Source organism: Enterococcus sp. AZ120, from assembly GCF_050546165.1.
In the GTDB taxonomy this organism is placed as follows: Bacteria; Bacillota; Bacilli; order Lactobacillales; family Enterococcaceae; genus Enterococcus; species Enterococcus faecalis.
The window spans coordinates 2,626,774-2,647,500 of the sequence record NZ_CP172950.1; the positions used below are offsets into that span (position 1 = coordinate 2,626,774).

Annotated in this window: 17 protein-coding genes (1 of these 17 only partly in view); 2 read left to right on the top strand and 15 right to left on the bottom strand. The window is 39.8% G+C overall.

Annotated elements, in window-relative coordinates; all coding sequences use genetic code 11:
• Positions 1-42: 42 nt before the first annotated feature.
• Positions 43-816 carry a helix-turn-helix domain-containing protein gene (locus IGJ46_RS12500; protein WP_002381008.1) on the top strand — a complete coding sequence of 258 codons (774 nt, stop codon included), beginning with the start codon at positions 43-45 and terminating at the stop codon, positions 814-816.
• A gap of 114 nt (positions 817-930) precedes the next feature.
• Here the strand turns inward: IGJ46_RS12500 and gor are convergent, their stop codons facing one another.
• The 15 genes from gor to IGJ46_RS12575 form a co-directional block, all read right to left on the bottom strand.
• On the bottom strand, positions 931-2,280 hold the full coding sequence (gene gor / locus IGJ46_RS12505; RefSeq protein ID WP_002354732.1) for a glutathione-disulfide reductase: 1,350 nt from the start codon (positions 2,278-2,280) through the stop codon (positions 931-933).
• Between the two features lie 86 nt (positions 2,281-2,366).
• A complete protein-coding gene (locus tag IGJ46_RS12510; protein WP_002378872.1) occupies positions 2,367-2,765 on the bottom strand; it encodes a hypothetical protein in 399 nt (132 codons plus the stop codon).
• Between the two features lie 22 nt (positions 2,766-2,787).
• A complete protein-coding gene (locus tag IGJ46_RS12515) occupies positions 2,788-3,927 on the bottom strand; it encodes a helix-turn-helix domain-containing protein (protein WP_002365444.1) in 1,140 nt (379 codons plus the stop codon).
• Positions 3,905-4,570 carry a hypothetical protein gene (locus IGJ46_RS12520; RefSeq protein WP_002354729.1) on the bottom strand — a complete coding sequence of 222 codons (666 nt, stop codon included), beginning with the start codon at positions 4,568-4,570 and terminating at the stop codon, positions 3,905-3,907. The genes IGJ46_RS12515 and IGJ46_RS12520 overlap by 23 nt, the downstream gene beginning before the upstream one ends.
• A gap of 263 nt (positions 4,571-4,833) precedes the next feature.
• Positions 4,834-6,387, bottom strand: coding sequence for a hydantoinase/oxoprolinase N-terminal domain-containing protein (locus tag IGJ46_RS12525; protein WP_002358944.1), 1,554 nt, complete (start codon positions 6,385-6,387; stop codon positions 4,834-4,836).
• Positions 6,388-7,482 carry a DUF917 domain-containing protein gene (locus IGJ46_RS12530; protein ID WP_218391331.1) on the bottom strand — a complete coding sequence of 365 codons (1,095 nt, stop codon included), beginning with the start codon at positions 7,480-7,482 and terminating at the stop codon, positions 6,388-6,390. It abuts the gene before it with no gap.
• 19 nt (positions 7,483-7,501) lie between these two features.
• The gene (locus IGJ46_RS12535; protein WP_002370167.1) at positions 7,502-8,776 is read right to left on the bottom strand and encodes a cytosine permease; all 1,275 of its coding nucleotides are present in this window, start codon (positions 8,774-8,776) and stop codon (positions 7,502-7,504) included.
• Positions 8,777-8,937: 161 nt separating this feature from the next.
• On the bottom strand, positions 8,938-10,500 hold the full coding sequence (locus tag IGJ46_RS12540) for a PucR family transcriptional regulator (RefSeq protein WP_002354724.1): 1,563 nt from the start codon (positions 10,498-10,500) through the stop codon (positions 8,938-8,940).
• A 23-nt stretch (positions 10,501-10,523) separates the two neighbouring features.
• Positions 10,524-11,771 carry a peptidase U32 family protein gene (locus IGJ46_RS12545; RefSeq protein WP_002368523.1) on the bottom strand — a complete coding sequence of 416 codons (1,248 nt, stop codon included), beginning with the start codon at positions 11,769-11,771 and terminating at the stop codon, positions 10,524-10,526.
• Between the two features lie 27 nt (positions 11,772-11,798).
• Complete coding sequence (locus IGJ46_RS12550) at positions 11,799-12,719, bottom strand: peptidase U32 family protein (protein ID WP_002354722.1); 921 nt, start codon at positions 12,717-12,719, stop codon at positions 11,799-11,801.
• 180 nt (positions 12,720-12,899) lie between these two features.
• Positions 12,900-13,934, bottom strand: a complete 1,035-nt coding sequence (locus IGJ46_RS12555) for an FUSC family protein (RefSeq protein WP_002354721.1) — start codon at positions 13,932-13,934, stop codon at positions 12,900-12,902.
• Between the two features lie 268 nt (positions 13,935-14,202).
• The gene (locus tag IGJ46_RS12560) at positions 14,203-16,698 is read right to left on the bottom strand and encodes an ATP-dependent Clp protease ATP-binding subunit (protein WP_002389412.1); all 2,496 of its coding nucleotides are present in this window, start codon (positions 16,696-16,698) and stop codon (positions 14,203-14,205) included.
• A gap of 2 nt (positions 16,699-16,700) precedes the next feature.
• Positions 16,701-17,168: a CtsR family transcriptional regulator gene (locus IGJ46_RS12565; RefSeq protein WP_002354715.1), complete on the bottom strand. Its 468-nt coding sequence runs from the start codon at positions 17,166-17,168 to the stop codon at positions 16,701-16,703.
• Positions 17,169-17,471: 303 nt separating this feature from the next.
• Entirely contained in the window at positions 17,472-18,701 is a 1,230-nt protein-coding gene (locus tag IGJ46_RS12570) for an aminotransferase class I/II-fold pyridoxal phosphate-dependent enzyme (protein WP_174106617.1), read from the bottom strand.
• Positions 18,679-19,986, bottom strand: coding sequence for a PTS sugar transporter subunit IIC (locus tag IGJ46_RS12575; RefSeq protein ID WP_010783903.1), 1,308 nt, complete (start codon positions 19,984-19,986; stop codon positions 18,679-18,681). The genes IGJ46_RS12570 and IGJ46_RS12575 overlap by 23 nt, the downstream gene beginning before the upstream one ends.
• Before the next feature lie 145 nt (positions 19,987-20,131).
• On the opposite strand from IGJ46_RS12575, the gene IGJ46_RS12580 reads away from it, so the two are divergent.
• Positions 20,132-20,727, top strand: the 5' portion of a protein-coding gene (locus IGJ46_RS12580) for a MurR/RpiR family transcriptional regulator (protein WP_050444241.1). It continues 262 nt past the right edge of the window; 596 of the gene's 858 nt are visible here — the first part of the coding sequence; the start codon lies at positions 20,132-20,134; the stop codon falls past the right edge of the window.

Here is a 20,727-nt window from a genome sequence, read left to right on the forward strand (position 1 = left end):
ATAGCGGAATAGACTACTCTAAAATCAAGGAGGTAACGAATAATGTTAATCCAAACTATTTTAAAAACACGGAGAATAAATAATCACTATACGCAAGAACAAATTGCCCAAAAATTACATGTCACTACACAAGCTGTTTCCAAATGGGAAACTGGACAATCCATCCCTTCAATTGATAATTTACTGATGCTTTCTGATTTATACAATGTTTCTATTGATGAGCTAATCCAAGGTAGTCCTTATTTTAAAAAGCCCCAAGTTGTTGGAAAAATTTATAATCTAAAAAAAGGAATTTTATTTTGTATTGTTTGGACTTGTTTCTCTTTGCTACTTACTGGTTTTGGTTATCAACCTTTTTGGTTGTTTAGTGCAATCATATTTATCGGTCTACTTTTAGTTTTTCCAATCATCTTTTCAGATTATTGGATAATTAACCAACAAGATATTATGGTCCATCAATTCTCCAGAAACCCGATTCTGAAAATCATTGAATGCATAAAAAACAGTTCTACACAAATAAAAATTCCTTATTCTGAAATTGAATCCATAGAAATCATTTATACCAAAAAGATAAGAGCGTCCGCTTTTGATAGTAGTCCCGACTATTTTTACTTACTAGTCACCTATAATAATCAAACCACAAAGTTATATTTAGATATCTATGCCAAAAGATTTTTACCACAATTTATTGCGTTTTTATCTCGACAAAGAATTACTATTATAGATAAATCTGAAATCATTGAATTACTCGTTTCTGATACTTCCTTATATCAACATTTTAATGAAAAAAATGTTGCAACTGATAATAGAAAATAGCTAATTTCATCACGTTTGTCAGCACCCAATTGGTTATAAATTGAATGAAATAACTCGTGTATTCAAAAAAGAGCGTTGCTGATGCAACGCTCTTTTTCGGGGTTTATTCGCCTTTTATCGCATTGTTACAAATTCTTCTGAGCCTGTTGGATGAATCGCAACAGTATTATCAAAATCAGCTTTGGTCGCGCCCATTTTAATAGCGACTGCAAAGCCTTGTAGCATTTCGTCAACACCGATGCCGATGCCATGCAAACCGACAATTTTTTCTTCTTTGCCGACACAAATTAATTTCATGTCGCATTTTTGACGGTATTCTCCTAAAGCAAAATACATTGGTGTAAAGCTAGAGCGATAGATTTTCACTTGGTCTTCACCATATTCTTCAAGCGCTGCTTTTTCCGTCAAGCCAATTGTCGCAACTGGTGGATGGGTAAAGACCACCGTTGGCACCAAGTTATAATCCAGATATAAATCGGTTTGTCCGTTAAATAAGCGTTCAGACAGGCGCCGACCAGCGGCAATCGCGACTGGCGTTAAGTCGATTTTCCCAATGACATCGCCGACTGCGTAGATGCCATTTTGCGTGGTATTTTGGAATTTATCTACTTTGACGTAGCCTTTTTCATCAAGGGCTACTTTCGTATTTTCTAAGCCTAATTGATCCGTGTTCGGCTGACGGCCTGTCCCGAAAATCACGGCATCTGTCGTGATTGATTCACCATTTTCAAATGTAATAACGTACTCATTCTGCGCCGTTTTTTCAATTTTAGCTGGTGTTGCATTCGGATGAATTTGCATGCCCATTTCTTGATAGCGTTCTACGACTTTTTCAGAAAGCATGTCATCAAAGCTTCGTAATGGTCGTTCATGACGGAAGGCCCAATGTGTTTCTGCGCCTAAGCCATGTAAAGTTCCTGCTAATTCGGCTGCGATGTAACCCGCACCGACAAAGACCACACGTTTTGGCATTTCTTCTAACGCAAAGAAGCCGTTTGAATCTAAGGCATATTCTTCTCCTGGAATACCTAGTTTTTTCGGACGACCACCTGTCGCAATTAGAATGTGCGGCGCCGTATATTCTGTCCCATTGACTTCAATTGTTTGCTCCCCAGTAAACGTAGCATAACCATGGATACGTTCAATGTTGTTACTGTCTAAACCACGATTATACGCACCATGTAAGAAGTCGATATATTTTTCACGATTTTCAACTAATTGTTTAAAGCTAAAATTTTTGATTTCAACATCAAACCCGTAGCCTGCTGTGTCTCTTTCCATCATTTCCATCATGCTGCTGGCTTGCCACATGACTTTTTTAGGCACACAACCAACGTTGACACAGGTCCCACCAATTTCGTTGCCCTCAATTAAAAGGACGTTGGCTCCGTGCATTCCTGCGCGGTTAGCAGAAGCAATCCCGCCACTACCGCCACCAATAACAATATAATCATAGGTTTTCATTTATTCTGGCTCCCTTTCAATTTGAACTTTCTCCTTTATTATCGCAAAAAATAGCAAAAAAAGACAGTCGTATTACTTACTTTTGTTTAGTTTTCTGCTGCTTCTGTTTCATGGATTCGTTCCGTAAAAGCACTGGGGGAAAGGAATTCAATCGTAGCATTGTCGAAGGAAATTCCTAAATCTTCTTTCGTTACGTTTGGATTCATTGTAATGACGTAAAGTGTTTTGCCTAAGGAAAGTGCAATCCCAATTTCTAAATAACTTAGTCGGTCAAAGTCACCATTAATAAAAACGTAGGTTGCTTCGTGAAGATACCGTTTTATCACTTCAATATCTGTAAACATTCCGGTTTGAACACAATCTGCTAACCCGAAGTCCACACCCCCCGCACAGCCATGCTCATCTTCAAACAGCTGAGGATCTACCAAAAGGTCCGTTTGAATACGAGGGTTTTGACCAATTTGGTAGGCGAATAATTTAGCCATAGTTATTCCTTCTTCTTTTTGATTACTTGTTAGAACGTAATAATTCAAGAACAATTTCTGTTTTGTCCTGCTCCGTTTGAATAGCTGTTCCTAATATCTTTTCTATTTCTTCTTTAGGTAATTTAAAAGCTTGATTTAGTTGACTTGCAGGAATGACTTGGTGCTCTAAAATCATGTGGTAAACTTTTTGGAAAACTTCTGGCTGTTCGATAGTCAGTTGTTCATCGTAAGGCTCTTTCGTTTTCCATTTATTTTTAGCAATTCTTTTATTTAAATAGAGACGTTGATCATCATTAATTAACGCTAATGTGTATGTTTTTTGAATCATTGATTGAAGAGAAACTTTCCAATACTTTTTCAAATCAATATAGTATTCTAACGAAATAGACAAGAGCGAATCAGAAAAAGCCGCTGAAGGAAGGAGAAAATGCGCAGCAAATAGATTTGCTTGATACTCAATAATGTTCTTTAATTCTGTTTGCGAATACTCATGAATACTTTCAACACCGTTGTGTAATAAAATATGTCCTAGTTCATGCGCCACGTTAAAACGACGACGGACAGCAGATTCATGATTATCTGTGAGCATAATAAACGGCCGACCAATCATCCAACGCGAGACCGCATCTAGTGTTGGATTGGACATGTTGGCTTCTGAAATAATCACACCATTTTGTTCAGCCAACTGAATGAGATTAGGGACTGGCGAAATCAAGTCTAAGCCCCAAATTTTCCGTAATTCCTCAGCCTTTTTCACAATTTCTTCTTCTGTGATTTCATAAATACTCTTTTCAATTAATTCTGGTAAACAAACTTTGGGAAAGTTCACATATGTTGCTAATACTTTATACACTTCTTGCACATATTTTAACCGCTCTTTTTGCATATCTCTTACTTTCTTCGTTGCCGCACTTCGGCTTCTAAAAAAAGTTGCGCCTGAATACAATTCAAATGTATCTGCTGAAAAGAAACTACGGGGAAATTGTAAAACAGAAATTAGTTTTAATATGCTATCTGCTTTAGGAATTGTTTTTCCCGATTCGTAATTCGAAATCATTTGCCTAGATAGCTCTGCTTTCTCGGCTAATTCTTTCATTGTTAATCCTCGTGCAATGCGAGCCGAAGTTAATTGCTTTGGATTAAAAATCAACCTCTCGTTCATTTTCTAGTCCTCTCCTTATCAGTTCGTCAGCGGTTGACGTAAAAGTCAAATGTAGGTCCTTACGAACTTCCTCTGGATTTTTTAAAAGAACTGGTGCCTGCGTAATATCAATTTGGTCAATCCAACGACCAACTCCAATATCTGGTAACCCTAATCGAACAAAACGTAATTGATGATTCGATCCGCCATAAGTTAGTAATAAGAATGGCGGTTGATTGGCATCATAATACTCATTTAAATCTTCTGGTTTGTCAAATAAATTATACTGCTTATTTAATAAGCTCCCACGATTTCTAAATAATGCCTTTTTAGGAACTGAAGCTTCTGATAAAACTTTCGCTGGCGTTAAAATTGCGCCTTTGGTTTCAATCATTAAGTACGTATGGCCATTGACATATCGACTACTAGCTTTGTCAGCTATTTCATGTGGGATTGCTGATGAAGTTAACACTTGTTTTAAACCAACATCAACCAATCCATGCCGAACGTGTCCCCAAACTTTTTTCATTTCTGCTCGTTGAAAAATAGATTCTCTTTCTGTTAGCTCCATTAAGTAGCGATATGCTTCTCTTATGCTTAACGATAAAACACCAACCATTCGTGCATCACAATTTCTTTTTAAATGTTCTTTTAAAATACTCATTATTTTCTCTCCTTTTTTCATAACACCCCAACAACATACCATGTTAACATTTTGCCTTTTCTAAAAAAATATGTCAACACAAAAAAAATGAACTTAGGAAGGTAAGTCATTTCGACTTACCTTCCTAACTCTGAATTTTAAAATAAACGGCGAGACAGATATAGCTTCTTCTGTACTCTTCAGGATAAAACTTCAATCGACAGCCCTAGCCCGACCTCATATTTCAAATAACTCTTCTTATAACTTTTGCTTTGCACTGGTCCTCAATACATGTTCCCAACCACTTTTACTCGTAAGCGGGTTGCATTTTCTGGGTGATAGGCGAGTGGTGTTTCTTCCACCTCGACTAACTCGATTGTGCCAGGGACTGCACCCGCAAGTTCGGCTTGTTGGACGGCTTTTTCTTGGGCATCGGCCAACGCCGCGTCCCGTTGGATTTTTGAATAGACATAAATTTGTTCGTATTGTCCGCTAATCTGAGCGATAGAGGCACCGATGGCATTCGCCACTGCTCCGTTTTCGTTGCGAATTAGCGCTTTAACGCCTGTCAATTCTTCGGGGATGATAATACTCCCACCACCAACTAAAACGACCGTCACGTCTGCGGAACTGGTTTTCATGCGATCAATCGCTTCACTGACCAATTCGCCAATTTTTTGGTACACTTTTTCCGCAAACGTTTGGTCTAAATGAGCCACTTTGCTAGGATCACCGACTTGGGCATGACCTAAGCGAACCGCAATATCAGTGGTCGTTAATTGTGTGCCGCCAAAAACAAGGGCCTCTTGTGTAATACGGTAGCCGACACTGTCGGGGCCAACTGTCACAGAACCATCTGGTTGTTCACGCACTAGACTGCCGCCGCCGACACCGATTGACACGATATCTGGCATTCTAAAATTGGTCCGTACTCCGCCAACATCAACGGCCAGTGAAGATTCTCTTGGAAAGCCATCCACTAACACGCCAATGTCTGACGTTGTGCCACCAACATCTAAAACAACCGCATCTTTCAAACCAGCTAAGTAAGAAGCGCCACGAATACTATTTGTTGGTCCACAAGCAATGGTTAAAATAGGAAACTGTTTGGCATACGTTAACGACATTAACGTACCATCATTTTGACATAAGTACACTTGGGCGTGATGAATTTTTTCTTGTTCTAAGGCTTGTTCAAAGCCTTCGCTGGTCACTTTAATTACTTTGTGCAACGCAGCATTCAAAATTGTCGCATTTTCCCGTTCAATTAAACCGACAGACCCAATCATTGAGGAGCAAGATACAGGAACATCTGCCCCTAACACTTCCTTCGCAAGTGCTTGGACAAACAATTCTTGGTCATTTTTTAAAGAAGAAAAAACGCCAATTACTGCGATTGCCTCTACTTCTCCTCGCCAAGAGGCCAAAATCCCACGTAATTCTTCTTCGTCCAGTGCAGTCAATGGTTGTCCATCATATTCGTAGCCGCCATGTGCTAAAGCATACGTTTCTGAAAGAGTGGCCACTAAATCCTTGGGCCAAGCTGTGTAAGGCAAGACCGAAGCGGTTGCTGGATAGCCCAAACGAAGGACCCCAACTTTTGCTAATTTTTTTCGCTCAACAATGGCATTTGTACATTGGGTCGTGCCCAACATTGCATGTGTGACTTTGGTTGGGTCCACTGCTGATTCTGCCAAGACTTTATTTAAGGCACCGGCAATCCCTGTTTGAATATCATCGGTTGTTGGAACTTTCACTGAATGAATCAAGTTTAATTGATGATCTAAAATAACAGCATCTGTATTTGTGCCGCCGACATCGATACCGATTTTATACATTTATTTGTCCTCCTTCGCTACTAAGTTTTCTAGTGGTTGATAATCCATTTCGTAGCCGAAATACCGAGGACCCACTGTTTCGATACCTTTTTTCGTTCGCCAAGCGGCATTCGCTTTCAAGCCCATTACTTGGACACGTTTGCCGTATTTCAAGCTTTCTGTTGTCACAGGCGTTAAAGTTTCTAAATCTACCATACAAATCAAATCAGGCGTCATCGCAATCACCTGACCATCTTTCTCGGCAATTAAATTTTCATTTTGAAAATGGACGACTGCTTCTGAACCAGCATCACTGTTTAAGCCACTCAATTTGACACGTCCAAAATTGAAGCCACCTTTTACTTCTCGTTCTACATCTAGAATTTTTCCTTGGAACAATTCAAAGCCATCCGTAACTTCTACTAATGCTTGGCGTTTTTCTTGTTCATCTGCATAGGTACCTCGAATCACTTTGCCAATTTCTTCTGATAATGTCATGATGTTGTGAATACCATAGTCTTGTAATTGTTTGCCTGTCGCGGGATAAATGCTCACTAAAGCACTGGCGCCCATTTCAACCGTTTGAACACGAGCAAGACGTTCTGTCCAAGTATTATCAATCGTTTCCATAATGCCAATATTTCCTTTTTCATCAGTAATTGCCATAGGGGTCGCTGACATCCCATTCAAATGGAACGTTACCATAGGCAATTCTGGAAAGGCCCGACCCATACCATCACAATCCACCAAGGGAATGCCTAGCTTCGCTGCAACAACAATTGGAATCATTGAATTGACGCCCCCAGCTTCCATTGGAAAGGTCCCCGCAATCGTTTCTTGGTCTAAATATTTTCCTAACTTCTCAAAGACACGGACGAATTCGTCGCCTTTGGGAAATTTTTCAATTGCGACAGATGGGGCACCCATCATTGCGGCGGGTAGGAAAAAATCCTCCGCGGCAATTTCTTCTGGAGAAACCAGTTTGACAGGTCCGTTTTCTTCGATGGCGGACAAAGCCATCATTTTACCAATGTAGGGATCACCGCCACCTCCTGTCCCTAAAAAAGCTGCTCCTGTGGCTATATTCTCAATTGCTTCTGCATCTAAATAACGCATTCTCCGACACTCCTCTTCTTCATTCCATTTCTAATGATTCGGTGTTCGTCTGTTGACGTTTTGCACCGAAATAATAAATAACAAACGATAAAACAATGCCAATTAGCGGTTGGTTAGGCAATTGAGGGGCATTGGGAAAGAAACTCATAATCACCGGAATGCCCCCCACTGCAGCACCAATTAGCCATGAAAAAACACCAAATTTATTCACGCCAGGCGTTGGCTGCCATTTGGTTCGATCGCCTTTGTTAATCAACCAATAGGCAGCAATCATTACACCAGCCACTGGTGGAACCATCGCAGAAAGGACAGACATAATCGGCGTAAAGTAATTTAAGATCCCCACAACTGCTAATAAGGTCCCAATGGCGCCGGCCGCACCGACAGCGACTTTTTCTTTTTCTTTTGGAATATCAAAGACATTAATCAAGGCCAGTCCGCCAGAAAAAGCATTCACGGCATTCGTGGTCCAAGTTGCTAAAATTAGCGCAATAATTCCTAAAACTGGAAAACCGAGATTCATAAAAACTTCCGTGATATCTGCGGTGTTCGAAGCAATGGTCAAGACCGCACCAACGCCAATCATCAACAAGCCTGTCGGTAAAATCCCTAATGTGGCCGCTTTAACCACATCTTTACGAGAAGAAACATATTGAGAGTAATCTCCAGCAATTACTGCGCCTAATGCAAAAGAACCGACAGTCATTGAAAGACCTGACATAAAGCTTCCTGCTGTTTGAGGTGTATATTGACTAACAGCTTCCCAACCGTTGTTTCTTAACGAAGCCACCAAGCCATAAAGACAAACCAGAACTAACACAGGAACCGCAAAATAATTCAGAATTTTCAATATTTTTATGCCATAAAGAGCCGAAATAAGCATGATAATTCCCCAGATTAAGGAAGAAAGCGACACAGGTAAATCAATGCCGTAAATTTTTAAAAAGTTCGTGAAGGCGCCGCCGCTGACATTGGCTTGCAAACCAAACCAACCTAAGCAAGCAATCGCTAGAATAATGGAAATAATCTTTTGCGAACCTTGAATGCCAAACACTTGAGAAGCGACTTTGACAGAAGGTTCTTGTAAGTCGGAACTTTGAATTCCTTGTAAAATCATTAAAATAACAATAATACCGTAACCAATAAATCCTGTTAACAAAGCTTCCCATAAAGGCATGCCTGCAACTAACGTTCCTCCAATAATTAATCCTGGCACGCTAATCATTGCGCCCGCCCAAACAAATGCTAAGCTAAGCCACGATTGTTGTTGCTCGTTTTTTAATTTCATTCTCATTCCTCCTTAATTATTTTTTCAATTATAACGAAAAATCAGTCATAGGTCTTTTTCAAATTAAAAAAAATATCAAGGAAGTTTTGGCTTAAAATAAAAAAGCAGACAAGAGCCTGGAACAAAAATCCAAAGTGATTTTTGTCCCAGGCTCTCGTCTGCTTTTTTCATTCATTCGTGACCAAGCGATATAAGATCATCGCCAAATAGACTTCATAGGCTTCGGCGGCGTTGGTCATATCATAGCCGAGCGCTTCATTAATTTTACTGATACGATATTTGACCGTATTTTTATGAACAAATAGGCGTTCGCCGCATTCTTTAAAATCACTACTTGCATCTAGTAAAAACGTTCCTAATGTCATTAACTGCTCTGATTCTTTTAAGAGAGGTTGGATAACTGCTAAGCGTTGTTGGATTGCTTCTTCTCCTGCTTGGAGACACGTCATCATTTGTTGAACTGTACGAATTTCCGCGATTGATAACACTTTTCTTTGTGGATAGACGCGCTTTAAAAACGGCGCGACTTGATTAGCGGTTTGGTAGCTGACACGCACTTCAGTCGTGTTACGAACTTTCGGACAAAGGATGATTTCACCTAAATAGTCCTGATAGTCTGTGGCTTGCAAGTATTCTTTACTAATCGTGGCTTCAGGTTGTTTGTGTAAATAATTACCTAAGAGAACAATCAGGTAATTTTCTGTTTGCTGGACAATCGTTGTTTGGTAATAGTAACGTAGGAAATCTTTCAAATCTTGCTGAATAGCGTGGATTTCTTGTCCTTGTTGCCAAATAGGCAAAAGCCACATCGTTTCGACAGAAGAAATATCAATCATTAATTTTTTGGCTAATTGGTACATCTTATCACTTTCATCGTTAATGATTGCTTGGACTAAGGCATACTCACTGACTTCGTCATAGTTTTTCCCCCATAAATTCAGAGCCATCTGAACGACTTCCACCGCTTGATTCATCTCAAAAGAGGTTAACTGCTCTTCTTCTCGAATGAAGTAAAGCTTCAATGTTTGTCCATCTTTCTGAGGAAGTTTTTGCGAGGTAATGAAGTAGGTCGTTTCTCCCAGCGCTACTTTCTCTTGTGATTGATAAAGTAACTTGGTTAAGGGCAATTTCGTGCTTCGCGGCCAATTGATGGTGCTGATGATTTCATTGGTATATGTGGTTAACGCAATGTTGACTTTTAAAAAATCGGATAGGATTTTCAAGGTCATTTCCACACTGCGGTTTTGTTCAGGCAAAAGTGAAACTTTTTCCAAGAGATCCGTTGCAAAAGAAGCCATTTTATTTTTATTGACTAACAATTTCATGACTTCATAAATGACTTCGTTGTAGCGTAATGTGGGATCATTTTTAGGCATTTGGATTAAAATAAAACCTAAAGAATCCGCTAATTGAATCACTTCCTCTGCAACTTTCGGTACGATAATCCCAACGTAGTACAAGATTAGGCCTACTTCGCCTAATTCATGGAGATGCCGAATCGTTTCGCATTGCTTCACCACATCATGACGAATGGCACAAAATGAACCAATCAAAATTTCGCCAGCATGGTATTCATTTGTTTTGTGAAGTTTTTCCGAAAACAAAGACATATCAGAGACTTCTAAAAAAGAAAGAGAAGCAACAGATGTGTCCAATTGGTTTTTACCAGAAAGTACCGTTGCTTCTCGCAAAGACGGTAATTTTAATAAATCATTCACGCGGACACTCATAATTACTCCTCCTTTTGGCTGGTTTATTTTTTCTTACGAATCATATCGCCGACTGCAACAGGTTGCGTCACTTCCATTGTTAATAACATCATGGGATTAGGTGCCCGATCGATCGCTTCACCGTCTTCATTATACATCTCTTTGACGGTTTGGTGGAAATGGGTAAACCCGGGACCATAAAATTCAATTTCATCGCCGACACTGAAAAGGTTCCGTTGACGAATTGTCGCGACTTGCGTCTTTTCGTTGTACGCAATCACTTCGCCAACAAATTTATATTGTGGAATTTTACGACGTTCGCCGAATAATTGTTCATTTTCACTTGGTGTATTGTAATAAAAACCAGTTGCTAATTCACGTTGTGCTACTTTCCATAATTCATCAATCCACTCTTGTTGGCAGACATAGTTTTCAGGATCTTCCATGTAAGAATCGACGGCTTTTTTATACACATTAGCGACTGTCGAAACATAGTGAATGGATTTCATGCGACCTTCAATTTTAAAACTATCGACACCATTTTCAATTAATTCTGGAATATGTTCAATCATAGACATATCTACGGCGCTCATTGAAAACTCTTCTTCAACTTCCCCTTCACTGGTTTTGCTCCGACGTTCTGTCCCAAAAGGCATATCAAATAACTCATATTTCCAGCGACAAGATTGAGAACAACCGCCACGATTGGCATCCCGCATCGACATATGATTGGACAAAGTACAACGTCCTGAATATGAAATACACATTGCTCCATGAATAAAGGCTTCAATCTCAATGTCCGTATTTTCACGAATCGCTGCAACTTCCTCCATTGAAACTTCGCGCGCTAATACCACACGTTCTAAGCCTTCATTTTTCCAAAATTCTAATGTTTCATAGTTGGTTGCTGAAGCTTGTGTCGATAAATGGATAGGTAAACCTGGTGCTTCTGTCGCACAAATTTCGATTAAAGCTGGATCGGAAACAATCACAGCTGAAATTCCGATGTCTCGCAATTCTCTGAAAAACGCTCCTGCCCCTTCCTGGTTTCCTTCATGAGTGACCATATTGGCAGCGACATAAACTTTCGCATTATGTTCGCGGGCAAAGGCTACGCCTTCCGCCATTTCTTCTGGCGTGAAATTTCCTGCGCGGCTACGCAGACCGTAGGCATTCCCTCCGATATAAACGGCATCGGCACCGTAACGAATTGCGACTTTTAGTTTTTCTAGCGTCCCGGCTGGAGCCAACACCTCGGGACGCTTCAATGTTCGTTCTGTCATTACTTTCATGTTCTTCTTCCCCTTAAATGAATCAATTTATTTTATTGCATCGGCACTTAAATCAAAGAAACCATTGTCTAAGCCACGACCTGTTGGATGTAATTTTTCAATTTCAGCTGTTGCATGAGCTGCTTGATCTTCTGACCAAGTTCCCGCTTCAAGTGCTGCTTTCGCTTCAGCAAATAAGCGAGCAATCGCGACAAAATTTTCACCTGGTGTGTAAAGGCCATCGAGCTTCCATGTACGATAGTGATGGTCATACAAGTTTGTTAACTCATTCATCAAGTTCACATCGTTATTGGCAAAAATATGCGTACCATGACTATCTTCATAAATGGAATAGTGGGTTTCTGGTTTTTTGGGTTCAGAAATAAACAGCCCTTCGTCTTTCGTAACCCCTTTGTCGTTCTTTGTGTAATTGTAGTAATTTTGAATTAATGGGCGTTTCGATTGATGAATACAGGTCGCCCCATAGACAAGAATTTCAGCTGGAACTGCTAAGTTTTCTTCCATTGCGACCATTTCTTCAAAAGGTACTTCCCGAGCTAGGACAGCTCCGATGGCTCCTCGTTTACTCCAAAAATTGATTTGACGTGAGCTCGTTACTAAGGTTTCACCATCATAAACGTAAGGAATTTCTAATCCATCTCGTTGCATAATAAACACAATACCTGGATCACCCAAAGTAATTTTATCGACGTTGATTTCTTTTAAAAATGTCAGATACTCTGGGACTAATTTCATTTTTTCAGGGTGCATAATGCCATTTACTGCAACTAGCACTTGTTTGCCCATTTCATGTGCACGTTTCACAATCTCGCGTTGTTCATCTCGTGTAAAAGATACGGGCAAACGCAACCCGAATGTTTCTTCTCCAATATATAATGTATCCACACCTGTTGCGAGTAATTCTACAGCCTGCTCAACAGATTCTGCAGTTGCAATCAGTTCAATCATAAATATAGCCTCCTTCTTTATGACCGTTTAATAGTATCATACGTTCACAAACTTTAAAAGAGCCTATCTGTATTAAACGTACATTTTTCACAATGTTTCCGAAAAAATTTTGGTAGAAAAGCGCCAACCGCTTACCTACCAAATGTTCTTTTTTTTAATTACTGGTCATCTGTTCTTTGGTCACTCGTTCAAGTGATATTTTCGTTCATAAAACGTTACTACAACGGTGAATAGCCACGCTGCCGCTAAGCCTAACAAGCTGCCTAAAACAATCCCCAAAAAGCGGAATTGAATCAACGTTATCACGTACTGCTGACGAACGAGCAATGAAAGCATCAGAGCCATAGGCGTTGTGAAAAATTGCGCCAATCCATAATTACGACGAATAAAATACTCAACGGTCACAAATAAGATTGTAATCACGACAATCGATTCAAAAGTTGTCAAAGCTAAATTAAGCAGAAAAGCGGAAATAACCAAACCAATCGTTGTGCCAAAAATTCGCTGAATATTTCGCTGCTTAATCGCACGTAAATTGTCTCCTTGTAAAATGGATGCACAGGAAACGACTAACCAATACGGATTCTGTAAATGTAAACTTTCGCTGATATATACAGCAAAAAATAAGACAAAGCTATAATATATGCTATCTAATGGCGCTTCTGGATGCCGATAAATTCGTTCCCGTAATGATCGCTTAGCTAGCGGGGCACTGATTTCCTTCTCTGTAAAATGCAACACTAGTGCAAACAAAATAGAAAAGCCAATGCCTAATAACATACAGCCACTCATGAACGGAATTTTTGCTAACGGAATACTCGTACTGGCACCCATCGCTGTCACCATCACACCAAAGAAGGCCCCTGGTTTTGAAATATCGTAGACTTCAAAGAAAAAGCGGCCACCAAAACCGACCAGTGCAACAACAATGGGAATAAGCCATGCAATATGGGTCGATAACATGCCTAACAAATTTCCTAAAAAAAGGTAACTACCGACCACAGATAAACGAGTCATTAACTGTTTTAATGGTAGCGGCTGATAATATAAAAAAGTAAAAATACCTAACGAGCCAAAGCTTGAAATCAATAATTGATGATTGATATAGCCCAAAAAAAGAATGCTGAACATAACCAAGCCAGCAAACACTAGTCGAAAAGGATTATCCTTTGGACGCTGATAATGTAGTAATTCTCGAAAAAAAGATTGTTCCATTCCATCACCCCTCCTTATTAACGTAGCACAGAAAAATCAATCTGGCAATTCTCAAAAAGAAATCGCCACTGGAAAATAGAAAAAGGAGCGTGGGACAAAAATCACTTTGGATTTTTGTCCCACGCTCAAAAACTGATAAACGGCGGGAACAGAAGCAACCCCTTCGGAAATAAGCCGAAATTCTCCAAAAATTAAAGAACAATTTTCGGAAATTCCTTCTTATTTCTCGGAGTTAAACACTTCTGTCCCGACCTCCTTTGCATCTCATCTATACAGTTTGTAATTCTTTCGCTTCTGTCTTTGGTGCTTTTGGTGCCCGCACATTTAACGTAATTTTGCCTTTGCTAGCGCCTAAAGTTACTTTATCCCCTAACTGAATTTGACCAGAAAGAAGGGCTTCACTTAAACGATCTTCCACTTCTTTTTGCAAGGCCCGACGAATTGGACGTGCGCCATATTCTGGATCAAACCCGACTTTACCAATAACTTCAATTGCAGCTGGTGTGATTTTCACTTTAACCTCTTGTTCGGCCATCCGTTTCACGACAGATTGACTCATAATTTTTACGATTTCATGAATTTCCTCTTGTTTCAAGGAATGGAATACAACCGTTTCATCAATTCGGTTTAAGAATTCTGGACGGAAGGCTTTTTTCAATTCTTCCATGATTCGTTTTTGCATTAATTCATGATTTTTAGAAATGTCTTTCACATTGAAGCCGACATGTTTTTCTTCACGAATCGCTGTTGCTCCTAAGTTGGAGGTCATGATTAAAATCGTGTTACGAAAATCGACTTTTCGTCCTTTGGCATCCGTTAAATGGCCATCATCTAAGACTTGTAATAAAATATTAAAGACATCTGGATGGGCTTTTTCTACTTCATCTAGCAAAATAACGGAATAAGGACGTTGACGAATTTTTTCAGTTAGTTGGCCGCCTTCTTCGTAGCCGACATAACCTGGAGGAGAACCGATTAAACGGCTAGTACTGTATTTTTCCATAAACTCAGACATGTCCACGCGAATCAACGCTTCTTCGCTGCCAAACATCGCTTCGGCTAAGGCTTTGGCAAGTTCCGTTTTCCCAACCCCTGTTGGCCCTAAGAACATGAAGGAACCAATCGGTCTTGCTGGGTCTTTCAAGCCACTACGCGCACGACGGATAGCGCGTGAAACAGCTTCAACTGCTTCATTTTGGCCAACGACCCGTTGATGTAAAATGGTTTCTAATTCCATCAATCGTTCGCTTTCTTTCTTCTCTAGCTGCTGCAAAGGAACGCCTGTCCATTGTGAAACGACCCCAGCCACGTCTTCTTCTGTTACTTGTGTACTGTAACCAGACAGACTTTTTTCTTTCACTGCAATCAATTCTTCTAGTTTTTCCATCACTTGTTTTTCTTTTTGACGAATCCGAGCGGCACTTTCAAATGATTGGTTTTGAATGGCCTCTTCTTTTTCCGTAATTAATTGAGAAATTTCGGTACGCAATTCATTAATTTCTGAAGGTTGATCTGCCTTGTCTAAACGAACTTTTGCTGCAGATTCGTCCATTAAATCAATTGCTTTATCTGGTAATTGGCGGTCATTTAAATAGCGAATCGATAATTGAACCGCCGCATGTAGAGCTTCATCTGTAATTTCTACGCCATGATGGTTTTCATAGCGGGAACGCAAGCCTTTTAGAATTTCTTCTGCTTCTTCTGGGGTTGGTTCTGCTACTTGAATACGGGCAAAACGACGTTCCAAAGCGGCATCTTTTTCAATATATTTTTGGTATTCATCCAGAGTTGTCGCACCAATTGTTTGCAACTCGCCACGTGCTAAAGCAGGTTTTAAAATATTTGAAGCATCAATCGCCCCTTCTGCACCGCCAGCACCGATCAAGGTATGCAATTCGTCGATAAATAAAATGACTTGTCCATCTTGATAGATTTCATCGACAACTTTTTTCAAGCGATCTTCGAACTCACCTCGATATTTGGTTCCAGCAACCAAGGCACCCATGTCTAGCATCATTAAACGTTTGCCTTGCATATCTTCAGGGACTTCCCGGTTGACAATTTTCTGGGCTAAGCCTTCTGCTATCGCTGTTTTCCCAACACCTGGTTCACCGACTAAGACAGGATTGTTTTTGGTACGGCGACTCAAAATTTGGATCAAACGACGGACTTCGGTACCGCGACCAACTACTGGATCCAAGCTTTGTTCTCGTGCTAACTTGGTTAAATCTCTTGCTAAAGAATCCAATGTTGGCGTCCCTTGTGGCGCATTTTTACTTTGACCATTCCGACGACGTTGTGCGCCATTGGGTTCGGAAACGCCCATTTTTTTCAATAATAATTGACGCATTTTGGATAAGCTTAATCCTAAATTCACTAAAATTCTAGACGCTAAAATTTCTTCGTCTCTTAACAAGCCTAATAATAAATGCTCGGTACCAATCTTTTGAGCCCCTAAGCGCTTCGCTTCATCTCCAGCATAGGCAAAGATTTGTTTGGCTCTTGGTGAATAAGGTAAGTATAAGTTGTTATTTCCCATTGGACTTTGCATGGTGCCATAGCCACTTAAATGCTCAATTTCTTCACGGATGTCTTCTGTGTCAGTATTCAATTGTCGTAATGTTTTTCCGGCAATCCCATTCGGTTCTAAAACGAGTGCTAATAATAAATGCTCAGAACCGACGGATTGATGACGAAAATACTTCGCTTCTTCTTGGGCAATCGCCAGTACGGCTTTCGCACTTTCTGTAAATAGTTCATCCATAGTTATTCCTCCTCATAGCTCAAGCGCTCTAAAAATGAACGCATTATTTGAGCTCTTAGAAAATCTTCGTGATTCCCCAGACCATTCAATGTGCTTTTACTTAAAGCAGCTAGCATTAAATTGCCTTCCTTTTTCGTAATCACTTCTTCTTCATACAATGTTTGAATAAATGTTAGCGCATCTTTTTCTGTTAAGGTTGCGCCAATCAATTGATCCATTTGTTTTAGTAATTGATCGTTATCTGAAATTTGTACTTTGACAATGCGAATATAGCCGCCTCCACCACGTTTACTTTCAACTGCGTAGCCTCGTTGGATGGTAAAACGTGTATTAATTACATAGTTAATTTGTGAAGGAACGCAATTAAATAAATTAGCCATTTCCGCCCGACGGATTTCAATTTTATTACTTTCTTCTAAAATCTTTTTTAAATAAGCCTCGATTAAATCTGACGTATTTTGATTACTCATAGTCTTCCATCCTTCTTCTCTCTTGACTAATATTGACCATTATTATATCGAACTTTGCCTATTAAATAAAGAGGAACGCTTTGACTTTAATAAAAAAATGCAAAACAGGAGGAGCAACCTCAGTCAAACTGACTTAAGTTCCCCTCCTAAAATTGAAAATATGTTATTGAATCACAGAGGCTGAGATAAAAGTGTTTAGCTCCAAGAATTTCGGCTTATTGTTTTCTCGCCAAAGGCTCGTCACAGTTTTATCCTTGCGAATTCCGAAGGAGTTGCTTTTGTTCAGCTGATTATCTTAATGTCTCACAAAAGCGATTCTTCGCCATAGGCTTGATCCAAGGCTTGTTGAATATCTTCGATAATAGATGTTGGCTCTTCCAAACCAACGTACATGCGAATGTGCGCTGGCGACAAGCCTCTTTTCTGAACAGCCGTCAAGTTATTGCCTTTGAATACAGGCAAGGCCAAACTTTCAAAGCCACCCCAACTGACCCCGATTGTGACCAGCGTCAATGCGTTCACAAATGTTTTCAAACGTTCAAAATCGGTATCTTTTAAATCAATCGCAAACAATGAGCCATAACCTGTTAAATATTTTTCTGCTAACGCTTGTTGTTGTTGATTTCCTACAAAAGGATGATATAAGCGGCTGATTCGCGGATCCTTTTGCAAAGCCGACAGCACCGTTTGGATGGCTTGAGACTGATGCGCCAACCGAACGGGCATGGTACGAATACCACGTAACGCTAACCAAGAATTGAAGGGACTATTGACTGCTCCTAAAGCTTGATGACCATGTTCAAAAATTTGATCCACAAGCGCTGCTTTGCCAATGACAGCCCCTGCTACAATATCCGAATGACCACCAATATATTTGGAACAAGAATGAATCACCAGGTCCACATTATGGCATAAAGGATGCTGAAATAACGGTGACGCCCACGTGTTATCAATGACAGTGTATGCGCCGATTTTTTGTGCTAACGCAGTTATTTTTTCTAAATCTAGCAGTTCAAACTTTTGTGAGGACGGACTTTCAAAGTAAATGACTTTGGTGTTTTCCTGAACAAATTGAAAAAGTTCTTCTGTTTCTGCAACGTCTACTTTGGTCAAGGATACGCCAAATTTCTCTAAATATTGCACAAACGAAACAGATTCTCCATAAATTGTGTTGACCATTAAAACATGATCACCTTGTTGGAGCAACGTAAACAGCGTTGCCGAAATAGCGCCCATTCCTGAGGCAAAAACTTTACATTTTTCTCCACGTTCCAAACGAGCAATTTTTTTCTCTAAAATTTCTGTTGTGGGGTTGGTGCCACGTGTGTAAACATAATTATTTTTTTCATCTATACTCGCTGCCATAAATTCTTCGTAAGTTGGAAAATAAAAGGAAGAGGTTTGAACCAACTCGGGCACCATCGGATGATACATTTTTTCCATTCCTTTTTCCACTTCACAGCAAATATTTTCATCATTCTCAACATGCATTTCCTTCACTCCTCTTTCTCTACAATGTTTCTGGTACTTCATGGGCTTCTTCTTTTTGATATTGTCGATCTAAGGCTTTTACAAATGGATAATAAATAACGACACTAGCCGCAACAGCTAAAACTTGCGTCACTGCACCTTGCCATTTTCCCACTAAAAAGCCCGAAAACAGAAAGGGGGTAGCCCATGGTGCTTGAATGTTTGTAAACATTGGCATGAACCCAATTTTCATTGACAGAAAGGCAATCAAGACCGATACAATCGGCGCGACCGCAATCGGAATCAATAATAAAGGGTTAAAAATAACTGGGAGTCCAAAAATCAAGGGTTCATTAATGTTGAAAAATGCTGGAACAAACGAAATTTTCGACATGGCTTTCATTCTAGACGAATGTCCGACGATGGCCATTGCAATAGCCAAGCCAATCGTGCAACCAGCGCCTCCAATTGTAGCAAATTGATCGAGCATTTGGACCGTGCCAAAGTTGCCATTTTGAGCAGTTAATTGTCCTAATTCCGCTAAGCTTTGGTTTTTGTCTGCATTCGCATATAAAATAGGATATAGCATGGAATTGATGACAGTTGGATGAATCCCAAACCACCAGAACAGTCCATTTAAGCCAGCCACAATAATAATTGCAAAAGGGGTTCCGATTAAACCTTGCAGTGGCGCTTGAATCACCGCATAAATTAATTGTGGGAAGGAATCCGCAAACGAAAGCCCAATCCCATTAATCAATAAAGCCACCGCTACCACAAAAATCCCAGGAATCAATGCACTAAAAGCTTGGCTCACCATAGAAGGCACGCTTTCAGGCATTTTGATGACTAATTTTTTCTTAATACAGAAACGAGTCAACTCAACCGAAAGAATTGACATAATAATGGCCGTAATCACCCCTTGCGTTCCTAACCAATCAAACGATAAAACTTTCGTCACAACTTCGCCTGATTCAGTGGTCACCGTTTTCGGTAAAACGACTACGTAAGCGACAATTCCTAAAATTAATGAAGTTAAACGATCCATTTCGTAACTTTCCGCCAATTTATAGGACATCGTCCCGGCAAAAATAATTCCCATCATGTTGAAAGTCGCTCGATAAGCTGGTGAAATCATATCCGCCCAACCTGCACCGAAAATTCCAGCCATAAAATCGCCATACCCTGCTACTGGAAAATCTGTAATCAACATAAAAATCGATCCAATAATTGTTAACGGCATAATCGCAAAAAAACCATTTCTTAAGGCTTGAAAATAACGTAAACTTGTAATCCTTGAAACTTTAGGCACTACGGCTTGCTCCACCCAGTTTGTTAACTTATCCATTTCACTTCTCTCCTTAATCCTTTGTGATATCCTCATCATAAAGAAACCGCTTTCTGATGTAAATACGACTAACTGATTCTGTAACTATGTTTCATAATTCATACGCTTAAGGTATACTGAAAGCGAAACAAAGTACCACAGAGAGGTGAACCCATTGAATCTAATCGAATGTTTAGAACAAAAAAAACGCTATACATATAACGAAGGGCTAATTATTGATTTTATTTTATCTCATACTGAACGAGTCCTGCATATGTCGATTTATGAACTAGCAGAAGCCACCAACTCTTCAACTTCCACGATTGTTCGTTTGTGTAAAAAAACAGAAACTAGCGGTTTCAAAGAATTTAAAATCCGCTTGTCCCGCGACTTAGAAATTCACTACCAAGCAATCCGGAATGTTGATGCGAATATGCCTTTTTTAGCGCAAGATTCTGATTTACTAATTGCCAAGAAAATTGCGCAGTTAACGACTGAAACTGTTCAATCCACCCAACAGTTATTAACCGAGGCCATGTTAAATAAAAGCATTGATTTACTTTTAACCGCTGAAAATATTTTAGCAGTGGGTGTCAGTAACTCCTACATTCGCTTAACGGATTTTCAAACAAAGTTATTACGCATTCAGCTATTTATCCATTTAATCCCTTATCAAGCTGAACAATTTTATTTAGCCATCAATGCCACCAAAAATGACGTAGCCATCCTCGTCTCTTACAGTGGTAACACTGCAGAAATCGT